Source organism: Streptomyces sp. NPDC002868, from assembly GCF_055563295.1.
In genome coordinates this window covers 347,135-362,095 of sequence record NZ_JBVHDR010000007.1, presented here as the reverse complement: position 1 = coordinate 362,095, position 14,961 = coordinate 347,135, and the positions used below count along the sequence as shown (strand labels likewise).

15 protein-coding genes are annotated in these 14,961 nt (G+C 69.2%); 1 reads left to right on the top strand and 14 read right to left on the bottom strand.

Annotated elements, in window-relative coordinates:
- Nucleotides 1-229: 229 nt before the first annotated feature.
- From coaBC to pyrR, 12 genes are all read right to left on the bottom strand, one after another.
- A complete protein-coding gene (gene coaBC / locus ACZ3H8_RS23095; protein WP_467404653.1) occupies nt 230-1,432 on the bottom strand; it encodes a bifunctional phosphopantothenoylcysteine decarboxylase/phosphopantothenate--cysteine ligase CoaBC in 1,203 nt (400 codons plus the stop codon).
- 112 nt (nt 1,433-1,544) lie between these two features.
- Nucleotides 1,545-1,817, bottom strand: coding sequence for a DNA-directed RNA polymerase subunit omega (gene rpoZ / locus ACZ3H8_RS23090; protein ID WP_005319902.1), 273 nt, complete (start codon nt 1,815-1,817; stop codon nt 1,545-1,547).
- Between the two features lie 43 nt (nt 1,818-1,860).
- The gene (gene gmk / locus ACZ3H8_RS23085) at nt 1,861-2,424 is read right to left on the bottom strand and encodes a guanylate kinase (RefSeq protein WP_467404651.1); all 564 of its coding nucleotides are present in this window, start codon (nt 2,422-2,424) and stop codon (nt 1,861-1,863) included.
- 38 nt (nt 2,425-2,462) lie between these two features.
- Nucleotides 2,463-2,786 carry an integration host factor gene (locus ACZ3H8_RS23080; RefSeq protein ID WP_005319887.1) on the bottom strand — a complete coding sequence of 108 codons (324 nt, stop codon included), beginning with the start codon at nt 2,784-2,786 and terminating at the stop codon, nt 2,463-2,465.
- Between the two features lie 268 nt (nt 2,787-3,054).
- Nucleotides 3,055-3,894, bottom strand: coding sequence for an orotidine-5'-phosphate decarboxylase (pyrF, locus tag ACZ3H8_RS23075; protein WP_467404650.1), 840 nt, complete (start codon nt 3,892-3,894; stop codon nt 3,055-3,057).
- Nucleotides 3,891-5,000 carry a quinone-dependent dihydroorotate dehydrogenase gene (locus ACZ3H8_RS23070; RefSeq protein WP_467404647.1) on the bottom strand — a complete coding sequence of 370 codons (1,110 nt, stop codon included), beginning with the start codon at nt 4,998-5,000 and terminating at the stop codon, nt 3,891-3,893. The genes pyrF and ACZ3H8_RS23070 overlap by 4 nt, the downstream gene beginning before the upstream one ends.
- Before the next feature lie 55 nt (nt 5,001-5,055).
- Nucleotides 5,056-8,364 carry a carbamoyl-phosphate synthase large subunit gene (gene carB, locus ACZ3H8_RS23065; RefSeq protein ID WP_467404646.1) on the bottom strand — a complete coding sequence of 1,103 codons (3,309 nt, stop codon included), beginning with the start codon at nt 8,362-8,364 and terminating at the stop codon, nt 5,056-5,058.
- Nucleotides 8,357-9,508: a glutamine-hydrolyzing carbamoyl-phosphate synthase small subunit gene (gene carA / locus ACZ3H8_RS23060; protein ID WP_467404645.1), complete on the bottom strand. Its 1,152-nt coding sequence runs from the start codon at nt 9,506-9,508 to the stop codon at nt 8,357-8,359. The genes carB and carA overlap by 8 nt, the downstream gene beginning before the upstream one ends.
- A complete protein-coding gene (locus tag ACZ3H8_RS23055) occupies nt 9,505-10,077 on the bottom strand; it encodes a PH-like domain-containing protein (protein ID WP_467404642.1) in 573 nt (190 codons plus the stop codon). The genes carA and ACZ3H8_RS23055 overlap by 4 nt, the downstream gene beginning before the upstream one ends.
- On the bottom strand, nt 10,074-11,360 hold the full coding sequence (locus ACZ3H8_RS23050) for a dihydroorotase (RefSeq protein ID WP_356231972.1): 1,287 nt from the start codon (nt 11,358-11,360) through the stop codon (nt 10,074-10,076). The genes ACZ3H8_RS23055 and ACZ3H8_RS23050 overlap by 4 nt, the downstream gene beginning before the upstream one ends.
- Before the next feature lie 2 nt (nt 11,361-11,362).
- Nucleotides 11,363-12,343 (bottom strand): aspartate carbamoyltransferase catalytic subunit, encoded by a 981-nt coding sequence (locus tag ACZ3H8_RS23045; RefSeq protein WP_467404641.1) that lies wholly within the window; start codon nt 12,341-12,343, stop codon nt 11,363-11,365.
- Nucleotides 12,344-12,461: 118 nt separating this feature from the next.
- Nucleotides 12,462-13,040 (bottom strand): bifunctional pyr operon transcriptional regulator/uracil phosphoribosyltransferase PyrR, encoded by a 579-nt coding sequence (gene pyrR / locus ACZ3H8_RS23040; RefSeq protein WP_307664653.1) that lies wholly within the window; start codon nt 13,038-13,040, stop codon nt 12,462-12,464.
- A 233-nt stretch (nt 13,041-13,273) separates the two neighbouring features.
- On the opposite strand from pyrR, the gene bldD reads away from it, so the two are divergent.
- Complete coding sequence (bldD, locus tag ACZ3H8_RS23035) at nt 13,274-13,774, top strand: transcriptional regulator BldD (RefSeq protein ID WP_266489365.1); 501 nt, start codon at nt 13,274-13,276, stop codon at nt 13,772-13,774.
- A gap of 145 nt (nt 13,775-13,919) precedes the next feature.
- Here bldD and nusB read toward each other — a convergent pair whose 3' ends face one another.
- Both nusB and efp read right to left on the bottom strand, forming a co-directional pair.
- A complete protein-coding gene (gene nusB / locus ACZ3H8_RS23030) occupies nt 13,920-14,348 on the bottom strand; it encodes a transcription antitermination factor NusB (protein ID WP_467404637.1) in 429 nt (142 codons plus the stop codon).
- A gap of 2 nt (nt 14,349-14,350) precedes the next feature.
- On the bottom strand, nt 14,351-14,917 hold the full coding sequence (gene efp / locus ACZ3H8_RS23025) for an elongation factor P (RefSeq protein ID WP_307664651.1): 567 nt from the start codon (nt 14,915-14,917) through the stop codon (nt 14,351-14,353).
- Between the last annotated feature and the right edge of the window lie 44 nt (nt 14,918-14,961).

The window sequence follows — 14,961 nt, the reverse complement described above, 5'->3', positions numbered from 1 at the left end:
TTGCAGCGGCTGCTGGCTGATCATTGGCGGACCGCCCGGAGGGCTGCGCCTCGCGACGGTCCATGAGCAGTTTATCCGTCACCCTCCGCCGCCGGTCCACCCGTCTCGCTCCGTGGGAGCTCTACGACCAGGACTCCGGTCCGGTACGGCAGGGCGATAGACCCCGATCCTAGGGTGATACGTCGGATTTCACGTGATTTCGACCACTCGTCGCGGCGAAACCAAGAATTCACCCAAGCCGTGGGACTACCAGGTCCCAGACGATGTCGGCGAGGGACTCCTTGGGCCCGTACGGCACCGGAGTCTCACCGCCGTCCGCGGCGAGCACCACCGCTTCGTTCTCCTCGGAGCCGAACGTCTTGCGCTCCCCCACCTCATTGACGACGAGAAGGTCACAGCCCTTGCGGCGCAGCTTTTCGCGGCCGTTGGCGAGTACGTCGTCCGTCTCGGCGGCGAAGCCGACGATCACCTGGGCGGGGCGGGCCCGCTCGGCGGAGATCTCGGCGAGGATGTCGGGATTGCGGACCAGCGCGATGGGCGCGGGCTCCTGACCGTCCTTCTTCTTGATCTTTCCTGCGGCGTACGCGGCGGGGCGGAAGTCCGCGACGGCCGCGGCCATCACCACCGTGTCGGCTTCCGCCGCGGCCTTGAGCACGGCCTCGCGCAGCTGGACCGCCGTGCCGACGTGGACGACGTCGACGCCCGCCGGGTCCGGCAGCCCGGTGTTGGCCTCGATGAGCGTGACGCGGGCGCCACGGGCCGCGGCGGTGCGGGCCAGGGCGTATCCCTGCTTGCCGGAGGAGCGGTTCCCCAGGTAGCGCACCGGGTCCAGGGGCTCGCGCGTGCCGCCCGCGCTGACGACCACATGGCGGCCCGCGAGGTCCGGGGCGGCCACGCCGCGGGCAAGTACCCGGCGGCAGACCTCGAAGATCTCGTCCGGCTCGGGCAGCCGCCCCTTGCCGGTGTCTACGCCGGTGAGCCGGCCGACGGCGGGCTCGATGACGACGGCCCCGCGGCGGCGCAGGGTCGCGACGTTCTCCTGGGTGGCGGGGTGCTCCCACATCTCGGTGTGCATCGCGGGCGCGAAGACCACCGGACAGCGTGCGGTGAGGAGGGTGTTGGTCAGCAGGTCGTCGGCGAGGCCGTGGGCCGCCTTGGCGAGCATGTCGGCGGTGGCCGGCGCTACGACGACCAGATCGGCGCCCTGCCCGATCCGTACGTGCGGAACCTCGTGGACGTCGGACCAGACCTCGGTCGAGACGGCGTGTCCGGAGAGCGCCGACCAGGTCGCGGCGCCGACGAAGTGCAGCGCGGACTCGGTGGGCACGACGCGTACGTCATGGTCCGACTCCGTCAGCCTCCGCAGCAGCTCGCACGCCTTGTACGCGGCGATGCCTCCACTGACCCCCAGAACGACCTTCGGCTTGTCCACTGCTGCGTCTCCCCGCACTCGGATGCGTACCTCCCCATGACACACCACAGGCCCGGCAGTCGCGCCGCCAGGCCTGTGGTGAAGAACGCAAAACGCTGAAGAACGTAAATCGCTACTGAGCCGGGCCCTCGATGGCCTCCGAGGTCAGCAGACCCGCGTTGATCTCCCGCAGGGCGATCGAGAGCGGCTTCTCGTGGACATGGGTGTCCACAAGCGGGCCGACGTACTCGAGCAGACCCTCACCGAGCTGCGAGTAGTACGCATTGATCTGACGCGCGCGCTTGGCCGCGTAGATCACGAGGCTGTACTTCGAGTCAGTCGCCTCGAGCAGCTCGTCGATCGGCGGGTTGATGATGCCCTCGGGCGCAGTGATGGAAGAGGACACGCTCTAGCCTTCCGAAGAAACTTCAGGGAAAAACAGAAAAAGATCAAACAACTTGCATCAAGGCTAGCAGCTCACGTGCTACGTCCTCGACGGAGGTGTTGACCAGGGTCGTATCGAACTCCGACTCGGCCGCCAGCTCCACCTTGGCCGCCTCCAGCCGGCGCTCGATGACCTCGGGCGGCTCGGTGCCCCGGCCGGTGAGACGGCGCACCAGCTCCTCCCAGCTCGGCGGGGCCAGGAAGACCAGCAGCGCCTCCGGCATGGACTCCTTGACCTGCCGGGCGCCCTGGAGGTCGATCTCCAGCAGGACGGGCTCGCCCGCCTCCAGGTGATCGAGGACCGCGCGGCGCGGCGTGCCGTAGCGGTGGCCCGCGAACTCCGCCCATTCCAGCAGCTCGCCATTGGCAATCAGCTTGTCGAATTCCTCGTCGGTGACGAAGAAGTACTCGACGCCGTGACGCTCGCCGGGGCGCGGCTTTCTTGTAGTGGCCGACACCGAGAGCCATACCTCGGGGTGGACCTTGCGCATATGGGCGACGACCGTGCTCTTGCCGACCCCGGAGGGGCCGGAGAGCACGGTCAGCCGCGGACGTACCTCTGCTGCCATGCAGCGATTATCCAGGTTCTCGGGAGTGCCCGAGAACGTCAGGCGGCGCCGCCGCCGAACTCGCGCTCGAGAGACGCGATCTGGTTCGAGCCGAGACCGCGCACGCGACGGCTCTCGGAGATGCCGAGCCTCTCCATGATCTGCTTGGCGCGGACCTTGCCCACGCCTGGCAGGGACTCAAGGAGAGCGGAGACCTTCATCTTGCCGATGACGTCGTTCTCCTGGCCCTGCTTGATGACCTCATGGAGCGAGGCGCCGGAGTGCTTGAGTCGATTTTTGACCTCGGCCCGCTCCCGGCGAGCCGCGGCGGCCTTTTCGAGCGCGGCTGCGCGCTGTTCAGGGGTAAGGGGCGGAAGAGCCACGCCTACGTCACCTCGGATGTCGAACTGTCGGATACGGACCGGTGAGGAACCTAGTCGCCCCACACCAGGCGAGCAACGAGCAACGCAGTGCACGTTCGCTCTTCGACGGAGACTAGCGGGCATGACCGCTCCAGTCAGCGAGAACAGACGAAAAGTCCTGGTCAGCATCGACCGACCAGGACATTTCTGACATATCGACCCGCTTTTTTGGCCGAGATTCTGCCAATGCGGCCGCTGCGGAGGTTTTCGAGGCCCCTCTGCGGAAGCGCTAGGCCCCCGAAACGGCCGATCGCACCTCGTCCGCGAAACGCGCCGCCGACTCCCGCAGCGCCGCCACGTCCGGACCGTGCCGCAGCACGCCGCGGCTCACGCTCGGCACGACATTGCCGACCGCCGCGCCGAAGACTCCGGGAAGGTCCGCCGGGGTCGCGCCCTGCGCGCCGATGCCCGGGGCCAGCAGCGGCCCGTTGATGTCGAGGTTCACACCCGCGTCGCCCAGCGTCGCGCCGACCACCGCGCCGACCGAGCCGAGCGGCTGCGCACCGGCGTTCTCCACGGTCATGTGGTCCAGCATCACCTGCGCGAGGGATCGCCCGTCCGCGGCGGTGGAGCGCTGCACCTCCGCGCCCTCCGGGTTCGAGGTGAGGGCGAGTACGAACACGCCCGCGCCGGAGACCGCGGCCGCGTCCAGCGCCGGACGCAGCGAGCCGAAGCCCAGGTACGGCGAGAGGGTCACCGCGTCCGAGAAGAGCGGCGAGTCCTTGTCGAGGAAGGTCGCGGCGTACGCGCCCATCGTCGAGCCGATGTCCCCCCGCTTGGCGTCCATCAGCACCAGCGCGCCCGCCGCCCGCGCCTCCTCGACCGTCTTTTCCAGGACGGCGATGCCGCGCGAGCCGAAGCGCTCGAAGAACGCCGACTGGGGCTTCAGGACGGCGACCCGGTCGGCCAAGGCCTCCACGGTCGTACGCGTGAAGCGCTCCAGGCCGGCGATGTCGTCGTTCAGGCCCCAGGCGGTCAGCAGGGACGCGTGCGGGTCGATGCCGACGCAGAGCGGGCCACGGGTGTCCATGGCGTGGCGCAGGCGTGCGCCGAACGGTTCGAGGGTCACTTGGCTGCCTTCCGGGTCTCGGCGCCGACGGCCTCGGCGAGGGTGGGGTACGGGGAGGCCTTGAGCCGGGCGGCCAGGCCCTTGTGGATGGCGCGGGCGTAGAAGGGGCCCTCGTAGATGAAGGCGCTGTAGCCCTGCACAAGCGTGGCGCCCGCGAGGATGCGCTGCCAGGCGTCCTCTGCGTTCTCGATGCCCCCGACGCCGATGAGCGTGATCCGGTCGCCCACGCGCGCGTACAGGCGGCTCAGCACCTCCAGGGAGCGCGCCTTGACCGGCGCTCCGGACAGCCCGCCGGTCTCCTTGGTCAGCGCCGGATCGGACTTCAGGCCGAGGCCTTCGCGCGCGATGGTCGTGTTGGTGGCGATGATGCCGTCCAGGCCGAGCTCGAGGGCCAGGTCCGCGACCGCGTCCACGTCTTCGTCCGCGAGGTCCGGCGCGATCTTGACCAGGAGGGGGACGCGGCGGTCTTCGACGCTGCGATCGGCCGCCTCGCGTACGGCCGTCAGCAGCGGGCGCAGCGATTCGGTCGCCTGGAGGTTGCGCAGGCCGGGCGTGTTCGGCGACGAGACATTGACGACCAGGTAGTCGGCGTGGCGCGCCAGGCGCTCGGTCGACGTCACGTAGTCGGCCGCCGCCTCCGCCTCGGGCACGACCTTCGTCTTGCCGATGTTGACGCCCACGACGGTCCTGAAGACCGCCTTCCGGGAGGCCAGCCGCTCGGCGACGGCCGCCGAGCCCTCGTTGTTGAAGCCCATGCGGTTGATCAGCGCACGGTCCGGTACGAGCCGGAACAGCCGCTGCTTGGGGTTGCCCGGCTGCGGCTGTGCCGTGACCGTGCCGATCTCGATGTGGTCGAAGCCGAGCATCGACATGCCGTCGATGGCGACGGCGTTCTTGTCGAATCCTGCGGCGAGGCCGAACGGGCCGTGCATGCGCAGACCGAGCGCCTCGGTGCGCAGCTCCTTGTAGCGGGGCGCGAGCACTGCCGCGATGAACGTACGCAGGACGGGGATGCGGACCGCGAGCCGGATCCAGCGGAAGGCCAGGTAGTGGGCCTGCTCCGGGTCCATCCGCTTGAAGAGGAGCTTGAAGATGAACTTGTACATGGTGGTGTCCTCACAAAGAGGGGGACACCGTTTCCGGTGTCCCCCTCCCCGATTGCTAGTCGCGGGCCGCGGTCAGGTGTTCTGCGTGTTCCTGGAGTGAACGCACACCCACATCCCCGCGGTTGAGCGCGTCGATGCCCTGGACAGCGGCAGCGAGCGCCTGGACCGTCGTCAGGCAGGGCACGGAGCGCGCCACCGCCGCCGTACGGATGTCGTAGCCGTCGAGACGGCCGCCGGTGCCGTACGGGGTGTTGACGATGAGGTCGACATCGCCGTCGTGGATGAGCTGGACGATGGTCCGCTCGCCGTTCGGGCCCAGGCCCTCGCTCTGCTTGCGCACGATGGTGGCGTTGATGCCGTTGCGCTTGAGCACCTCGGCCGTGCCGGACGTGGCGAGCAGCTCGAAGCCGTGCGCGACCAGCTCACGGGCCGGGAAGATCATCGAGCGCTTGTCGCGGTTGGCGACGGAGATGAACGCGCGGCCCTTGGTGGGCAGCGGACCGTACGCGCCCGCCTGGGACTTGGCGTACGCGGTGCCGAACACCGTGTCGATGCCCATGACTTCACCGGTGGAGCGCATCTCCGGGCCGAGGACGGTGTCAACGCCGCGGCCGTGGATGTCGCGGAAGCGCGACCACGGCATCACGGCCTCCTTGACGGAGATCGGCGCGTCCATCGGGAGCGTCCCGCCGTCGCCGTTCGATGGCAGCAGGCCCTCGGTGCGCAGCTCGGCGATGGTCGCGCCGAGCGAGATGCGGGCGGCGGCCTTCGCCAGCGGCACGGCGGTCGCCTTCGAGGTGAAGGGGACGGTGCGCGAGGCACGCGGGTTGGCCTCGAGGACGTACAGGATGTCCCCGGCCATCGCGAACTGGATGTTGATCAGTCCGCGCACCCCGACGCCGCGCGCGATGGCCTCGGTCGAGGCCCGCAGCCGCTTGATGTCGAAACCGCCGAGCGTGATCGGGGGCAGTGCACAGGCCGAGTCGCCGGAGTGGATGCCGGCCTCCTCGATGTGCTCCATCACGCCGCCGAGGTAGAGCTCGGTGCCGTCGTAGAGCGCGTCGACGTCGATCTCGATCGCGTCGTCGAGGAAACGGTCGACCAGCACCGGACGGGTGGGGCTGATCTCGGTGGACTGGGCGATGTACGACTCGAGGCGGGCCTCGTCGTACACGATCTCCATGCCGCGCCCGCCGAGCACGTACGACGGGCGTACGAGGACGGGGTAGCCGATCTCGTCGGCGATGGCCTTGGCCCCGGCGAAGGTGGTCGCGGTGCCGTGCTTGGGGGCCGGGAGACCGGCTTCGGCGAGCACCTGGCCGAAGGCGCCGCGGTCCTCGGCGGAGTGGATGGCCTCGGGCGAGGTGCCGACGATCGGCACGCCGTTGTCCTTGAGCGCCTGCGCGAGACCCAGCGGGGTCTGGCCGCCCAGCTGGACGATCACACCGGCGATCGGGCCGGCCTGCGACTCGGCGTGGACGATCTCCAGGACGTCCTCCAGGGTGAGCGGCTCGAAGTAGAGCCGGTCGGAGGTGTCGTAGTCGGTGGAGACGGTCTCGGGGTTGCAGTTGACCATCACGGTCTCGTAGCCGGCGTCGCTGAGCGCGAAGGAGGCGTGGACGCAGGAGTAGTCGAACTCGATGCCCTGGCCGATGCGGTTGGGCCCCGAGCCGAGGATGATCACGGCGGGCTTCTCGCGCGGCGCGACCTCGCTCTCCTCGTCGTAGGAGGAGTAGAAGTACGGGGTCTTCGCGGCGAATTCGGCGGCGCAGGTGTCGACCGTCTTGTAGACCGGGCGAATGCCCAGCGCGTGCCGGACCTCGCGTACGACGTCCTCGCGCAGCCCGCGGATCTCGGCGATCTGGACGTCGGAGAAGCCGTGGTGCTTTGCGTCCGCGAGCAGCTCGGGGTCGAGCTTCTCGGCGGAGGCGAGCTCGTCGGCGTACTCCTTGATCAGGAAGAGCTGGTCGACGAACCAGGGGTCGATCTTCGTCGCTTCGAAGACCTCTTCGGGGGTGGCGCCCGCGCGGATGGCCTGCATGACGGTGTTGATCCGGCCGTCGGTGGGGACCTTGGCGGCCAGCAGCAGCCCGCCCTTGTCGCCGGGATCGCCGGTGAAGGAGAACTGCGAGCCCTTCTTCTCCAGCGAGCGCAGGGCCTTGTTGAGCGCCTCGGTGAAGTTCCGGCCGATCGCCATGGCCTCGCCCACCGACTTCATGGTGGTGGTGAGGGTGGCGTCGGCGGACGGGAACTTCTCGAAGGCGAAGCGCGGCACCTTGACGACGACGTAGTCGAGCGTGGGCTCGAAGGACGCCGGGGTCTTCTCGGTGATGTCGTTGGGGATCTCGTCGAGGGTGTAGCCGACGGCGAGACGGGCGGCGATCTTGGCGATCGGGAAGCCGGTGGCCTTCGACGCCAGCGCCGAGGACCGCGACACCCGCGGGTTCATCTCGATGACGATGATCCGGCCGTCGTCGGGGTTGACGGCGAACTGGATGTTGCAGCCGCCGGTGTCCACGCCGACCTCGCGGATGATCGCGATACCGACGTCGCGCAGCCGCTGGTACTCACGGTCCGTCAGCGTCATCGCGGGCGCGACGGTGATCGAGTCGCCGGTGTGCACGCCCATGGGGTCGAAGTTCTCGATGGAGCAGACGACCACGACGTTGTCGTGCTTGTCGCGCATCAGCTCCAGCTCGTACTCCTTCCAGCCGAGGATGGACTCCTCCAGGAGCACCTCGGTGGTCGGCGAGAGTGTGAGGCCCTGTCCCGCGATACGGCGCAGCTCGTCCTCGTCGTGCGCGAAGCCGGAGCCGGCGCCGCCCATGGTGAAGGAGGGGCGGACGACGACCGGGTAGCCGCCCAGCTCGTCGACGCCCGCCAGGACGTCGTCCATGGAGTGACAGATGACCGAGCGGGCGGACTCGCCGTGGCCGATCTTGGTGCGGACCGCCTCGACGACGCCCTTGAACAGGTCGCGGTCCTCGCCCTTGTTGATCGCCTCGACATTGGCGCCGATGAGCTCGACGCCGTACTTCTCGAGCACACCCTGCTCGTGCATGGAGATCGCGGTGTTGAGCGCGGTCTGGCCGCCGAGGGTGGGCAGCAGCGCGTCGGGGCGCTCCTTGGCGATGATCTTCTCGACGAACTCCGGGGTGATCGGCTCGACGTACGTGGCGTCGGCGATCTCCGGGTCGGTCATGATCGTCGCCGGGTTGGAGTTCACCAGGATGACGCGCAGGCCCTCGGACTTGAGGACGCGGCAGGCCTGGGTGCCGGAGTAGTCGAACTCGGCGGCCTGGCCGATGACGATCGGGCCGGAGCCGATGACCAGGACGGACTGGATATCGGAGCGCTTAGGCACGCTGGCCCTCCATCAGGGATACGAAGCGGTCGAAGAGGTACGCGGCGTCGTGCGGGCCCGCGGCCGCCTCGGGGTGGTACTGGACGCTGAAGGCCGGCTGGTCGAGCAGCTTCAGGCCCTCCACCACGTTGTCATTGAGGCAGACGTGGGAGACCTCGGCGCGGCCGTAGGGGGTCTCGGAGACCTTGTCGAGCGGCGCGTCGACGGCGAACCCGTGGTTGTGGGCGGTGACCTCGACCTTGCCGGTGGAGCGGTCCTGCACGGGCTGGTTGATGCCGCGGTGGCCGTACTTCAGCTTGTACGTGCCGAAGCCGAGCGAGCGGCCGAGCAGCTGGTTGCCGAAGCAGATGCCGAAAAGGGGGGTCTTGCGCTCCAGTACGCCCTTGACCACGGTCAGGTCGGCGGTCGCCGGGTCGCCGGGACCGTTGGAGAGGAACACGCCGTCGGGGTTCACGGCGTACACGTCATCGACCGTGGCGGTGGCGGGCAGGACGTGCACCTCGATGCCGCGCTCGGCCATCCGGTGCGGGGTCATGCCCTTGATGCCGAGGTCTATGGCGGCGACGGTGAAGCGCTTGGTCCCGATCGCCGGGACGACGTACGCCTCGGTGGTGGCCACCTCGGCGGAGAGGTTCGCGCCCTTCATCCGGGGCGCTTCCTGCACCCGCGCGAGCAGCGTGGCCTGGTCGGCGAGCGCATCGCCGGAAAAGATGCCGACGCGCATCGCGCCGCGCTCACGCAGATGGCGGGTGAGCGCACGGGTGTCGATGCCGCTGATGCCCACCACGCCCTGGGATACGAGCTCGTCGTCCAGGGAGCGCTGGGAGCGCCAGTTGGAGGGCACCCGCGCGGGGTCGCGGACGACATAGCCGGCGACCCAGATCCGCTTGGACTCGTCGTCCTCGTCGTTGACGCCGGTGTTGCCGACGTGCGGGGCGGTCATCACGACGACCTGGCGGTGGTACGAGGGGTCGGTGAGCGTCTCCTGGTAACCGGTCATGCCGGTGTTGAACACCGCCTCGCCGAAGGTCTCCCCCACGGCCCCGTAGGCGCGGCCGCGGAAGGTGCGGCCGTCCTCCAGGACGAGTACGGCGGGAGACGCCCCTTGCCTCTTCGAGGCGTGCCCCGGATTGGAGGTCGTCATCGTGCGGTGCCTTCCGTCGTGCTGTTCAGAGTGCTCATGGTGTTGATCGCCTCGACCCAGGCGGCCTGCTCGGCCGCGTGGTCGGAGCGGAAGCCGGAGTCGATCAGCTTGTCGCCGTGCGCCCAGGTGACGATCAGCAGTCCGCCCTCGGCGAGGACCTTGCCCGCGATGCCCTTGTCCAGCCTGGCCTCGCGCAGGGCCGCCTGCGGGACGAAGAAGTCCCGCGCCCCGGGGCGTACGACCTCGAGGCCCGCGTCCGTGAGCCTGAGCTCGACCCGGCTGCGTGCGCCCAGGCCGTGGGCGACGATCCGGTCCAGCCACTGCCCTGCGGTCGTGGAGCCGTGGTAGCGGCCGGTCAGCTCAAGTTTCGCCTCGCCCGGCGCCTCGGGCACGGCAGGCAGCTCGGGCAGGTCGGACTGGAGGCTGCCGCGCCACTTCCATCCCTGGCGCATCAGCCAGTAGACGAACGCGATGAACAGCAGCAGTCCGACGACCCAGCCGATGCGGGCGGCCCAGTCGGTCACATCCGCCGACTTCTGCTCGGCGGCGATTTGGATGAGAGATGTCACGCGAGCTTCCCGTCGACGACCGTGGCCCGGCCCCGCAGGAAGGTGTGGGTCACGCGTCCCGGCAGCTCACGGCCCTGGTAGGGGGTGTTGCGGCTGCGGGAGGCGAAGCCCGCGGGGTCCACGAGTCCACGGTATGCCGGATCGACGAGCGTGAGGTTCGCGGGCTCACCTGCCGAGACGGGGCGGCCGTGGCCGTCCAGACGGCCGATCTGCGCCGGGCGGAAGGACATCCGGTCGGCGACCGCGGCCCAGTCGAGCAGCCCGGTCTCGACCATCGTCTGCTGGACGACGGAGAGCGCGGTCTCCAGGCCCACCATGCCCATGGCGGCCGCGGCCCACTCGCAGTCCTTGTCCTCGTGCGGGTGCGGGGCGTGGTCGGTGGCGACGCAGTCGATGGTGCCGTCGGCGAGGGCCTCGCGCAGGGCCAGGACGTCCGCCTCTGTGCGCAGCGGCGGGTTCACTTTGTAGACCGGGTTGTACGTACGTACCAGCTCGTCGGTGAGCAGCAGGTGGTGCGGGGTGACCTCGGCGGTGACGTTCCAGCCCTTGGACTTGGCCCAGCGGACGATCTCGACCGAGCCTGCCGTCGAGAGGTGGCAGATGTGGACACGGGAACCGACGTGGGCGGCGAGGAGGACATCGCGGGCGATGATCGACTCCTCGGCGACGGCCGGCCAGCCGCCGAGTCCGAGCTCGGAGGAGACGATGCCCTCGTTCATCTGGGCGCCCTCGGTGAGGCGGGGCTCCTGGGCGTGCTGGGCGACGACGCCGTCGAAGGCCTTCACATACTCCAGCGCACGGCGCATGATCACGGCGTCGTCGACGCACTTGCCGTCGTCGGAGAAGACCTTCACGCCGGCGGCGGAGTCGTGCATCGCGCCGAGCTCGGCGAGCTGCTTGCCCTCCAGGCCCACGGTGACGGCGCCGACGGGCTGCACGTCGCAGTAGCCGGACTCCTTGCCGAGGCGGTAGACCTGCTCGACGACGCCTGCGGTGTCGGCGACGGGGAAGGTGTTCGCCATGGCGTGTACGGCGGTGAAACCGCCGACAGCGGCCGCCTTGGTGCCGGTGAGGACGGTCTCGGAGTCCTCGCGGCCGGGCTCGCGCAGGTGGGTGTGCAGGTCGACGAGACCGGGCAGCAGGATCTGTCCCTCGGCCTCGACGACGGTCGCGTCGCCGGCCTCGATTCCCGTACCGACCTCAGCGATGGTCTCGCCGTCGATCAGGACGTCCTGCGCCTCGCCGCCCAGCACCTTCGCGCCACGAATAAGGATCTTGCTCATGGTTACTTCTTCTCCTCGGTGCGGGTGGGGCTGACGGCGGGCTCGTTGCCGCCCAGAAGCAGATACAGGACGGCCATGCGGGTCGAGACGCCGTTGGCGACCTGCTCGACGGCCGTGCAGCGGTCGGAGTCGGCGACCTCGGCGGTGATCTCCATGCCGCGGTTCATCGGGCCGGGGTGCATGATGATGGCGTGCTCCGGCATCCGGGCCATGCGGTCGCCGTCCAGGCCGTAGCGGCGCGAGTACTCACGCTCGGTCGGGAAGAAGGCGGCGTTCATCCGCTCGCTCTGCACACGCAGCATCATCACCGCGTCGGACTTCGGCAGCACCTCGTCGAGTGCGAACGACACCTCGCACGGCCAGTTCTCGACGCCGATCGGCACCAGGGTGGGCGGAGCGACCAGCGTGACCTCGGCGCCGAGGGTGTGCAGCAGCAGGACGTTGGAGCGGGCCACCCGGCTGTGCAGCACATCGCCGACGATCGTGATCCGCCGCCCGTCCAGGCCACGCCCTATCCCGGCGTCCGCGCCGACCAGCCGGCGGCGCATGGTGAAGGCGTCGAGCAGCGCCTGCGTGGGGTGCTCGTGGGTGCCGTCCCCGGCGTTGACGACCGCGCCGTCGATCCAGCCGGAGGTGGCGAGCCGGTAGGGGGCTCCGGACGCACCGTGCCGGATGACGACGGCGTCCGCGCCCATCGCCTCCAGGGTCAGCGCGGTGTCCTTGAGGGACTCGCCCTTGGAGACCGAAGACCCTTTGGCGGAGAAGTTGATGACGTCGGCGGAGAGCCGCTTGGCGGCGGCCTCGAAGGAGATCCGGGTCCGCGTCGAGTCCTCGAAGAAGAGGTTGACCACGGTGCGGCCGCGCAGGGTCGGCAGTTTCTTGATCGGCCGGTCGGCGACCCGGGCCATCTCCTCGGCGGTGTCGAGGATCAGCACGGCGTCGTCGCGGGTGAGGTCGGCGGCCGAGATGAGGTGGCGCTTCATCTGGGTGTGCTCCGTTGTCTGGAGTTCGGGCGTCCGGGGTTGTCACCCGGACAGCACGGCGGCATGCGGGCGCGCAGGTGGCACGTCCGTACGGAATTCGGAGGCGTACGGAGGAGTGCTACTGCTCGCCGGCCGGGGCGGTCTCGCGGACACCGAGCAGCACGGTGTCGCGACCGTCCTCCTCGGCGAGCTGGACCTTGACCGTCTCCCGCAGCGACGTGGGGAGGTTCTTGCCGACATAGTCGGCGCGGATCGGGAGTTCGCGGTGGCCGCGGTCGACCAGGACGGCGAGCTGCACGGCGCGCGGCCTGCCGATGTCGCCGAGGGCGTCGAGCGCGGCGCGGATGGTGCGACCGGAGAAGAGCACGTCGTCGACGAGGACGACCAGCCGGCCGTCGACGCCGTCACCGGGGATCTCGGTGCGGGCCAGCGTGCGGGCGGGCCGCAGGCGCAGGTCGTCGCGGTACATGGTGATGTCGAGCGAGCCGACCGGGATCTTGCGGCCGGTGATCTCTTCGAGCTTGTCGGCCAGCCGGCGGGCGAGGTAGACACCGCGGGTCGGAATGCCGAGAAGCACCACGTCGTCGGCGCCCTTGGCACGTTCGACGATCTCGTGGGCGATGCGGGTCAGTACCCGCGCGATGTCGGGGGCCTCGAGAACGGGGCGTGCCGCATCGGAGCTGTTGTGCGTGTCCATATGAAACGGACCTCCTTCTCCGCCTCACGGGACGGACGTTAAAGGACGTCTAAATTGCGCCACCCACGTTACCAGGGCCTTGCGGGGCCCCGGTCGCGGACCCCGGTCCCGCCGCAGGCGGAGACCGTACGGACCTTTTCGGCTTGACGCACCCAAGTAACGCTGCGTAACCTCACAGTGAGTGACCAGCCGCGCGGCGGAGCCGCACGTCGACACAGTGTCCGGGGAGCTATATGTCCAGCGAATACGCAAAACAGCTCGGGGCCAAGCTCCGCGCCATCCGCACCCAGCAGGGGCTTTCCCTCCACGGCGTGGAAGAGAAGTCCCAGGGCCGCTGGAAGGCCGTTGTAGTCGGTTCGTACGAGCGTGGCGACCGTGCAGTGACCGTGCAGCGCCTCGCCGAGCTGGCGGACTTCTACGGCGTCCCGGTGCAGGAACTGCTTCCTGGCACCACGCCGGGCGGGGCCGCCGAGCCGCCGCCGAAGCTCGTCCTGGATCTGGAGCGGCTGGCCCACGTGCCGCAGGAGAAGGCGGGCCCGCTGCAGCGCTACGCCGCCACGATCCAGTCCCAGCGCGGCGACTACAACGGCAAGGTGCTGTCGATCCGCCAGGACGACCTGCGCACCCTTGCCGTCATCTACGACCAGTCGCCGTCGGTCCTGACCGAGCAGCTCATCAGCTGGGGCGTGCTCGACGCGGACGCGCGGCGCGCGGTCACCCACGAAGAGGGCTGACGCCACTTCAGGAGAAACGTCACGTCGGAGGGCGAACCCGCTATGTGCAGGTTCGCCCTCCGTTGCGTCCGGCCCGGACATGCACCAGGCCCGAAGCGGAAGATTGTTCGTCTTCCGCTTCGGGCCTGGTGGAGCCGGGTGCGCGCTAGTCGCGACGCAGGCTCGGCTTGAGGTCCTTGAAGCGGCCGAGCATGCCGTTCACGAACGACGGGGACTCGTCGGTGGAGAACTCCTTGGCGAGCTGCACCGCCTCGTCGATCACCACCGCGTCCGGGGTCTCGTCCACCCACACCAGCTCGTACGCGCCGAGCCGGATGATGTTGCGGTCGACGACCGGCATCCGGTCGAGGGTCCAGCCGACCGCGTAGGTGGCGATGAGGTCGTCGATCCGGTCCGCGTACTGCGCGTACCCCTCGACGAGCTGCATCGTGTACTCGCCGACCGGCGGCTGCCGGTCGTCGGTCCGCGCGTGCCGCACCCAGTCCGCGAGGACCGTCTGCACGGACGCACCGCGCTGGTCGGCCTCGAAGAGGATCTGAAAGGCGCGCTTACGGGCCTTGTTCCGGGCAGCCACGGTTAGCTGTTCACCCGGCCGAGGTACTCACCGGAGCGGGTGTCGACCTTGATCTTCTCACCGGTGGTGATGAAGAGCGGGACACCGATCTCGTAGCCGGTCTCCAGCGTGGCGGGCTTGGTGCCACCGGTGGAGCGGTCGCCCTGGACGCCGGGGTCGGTGTGCTGGATGGTCAGCTCGACGGCGGCGGGCAGCTCGACATAGAGCACCTCGCCCTCGTGCTGGGCGACGCTGGCGGTGAAGCCCTCGATCAGGAAGTTCGCGGCGTCACCGACGGCCTTGCGGTCGATGTGCAGCTGGTCGTATGTCTGCATGTCCATGAAGACGAAGTAGTCGCCGTCCATGTACGAGAACTGCATGTCGCGGCGGTCGACGGTGGCCGTCTCGACCTTCACGCCGGCGTTGAAGGTCTTGTCGACGACCTTGCCGGAGAGCACGTTCTTGAGCTTGGTGCGCACAAAGGCAGGGCCCTTGCCGGGCTTGACGTGCTGGAACTCGACGACGGACCAGAGCTGGCCTCCGTCGAGCTTGAGCACCATGCCGTTCTTGAGGTCGTTCGTGGAAGCCACGGTTGCGGAATCTCCTGGACTGACGCTGGTGGACGACCGAGGAC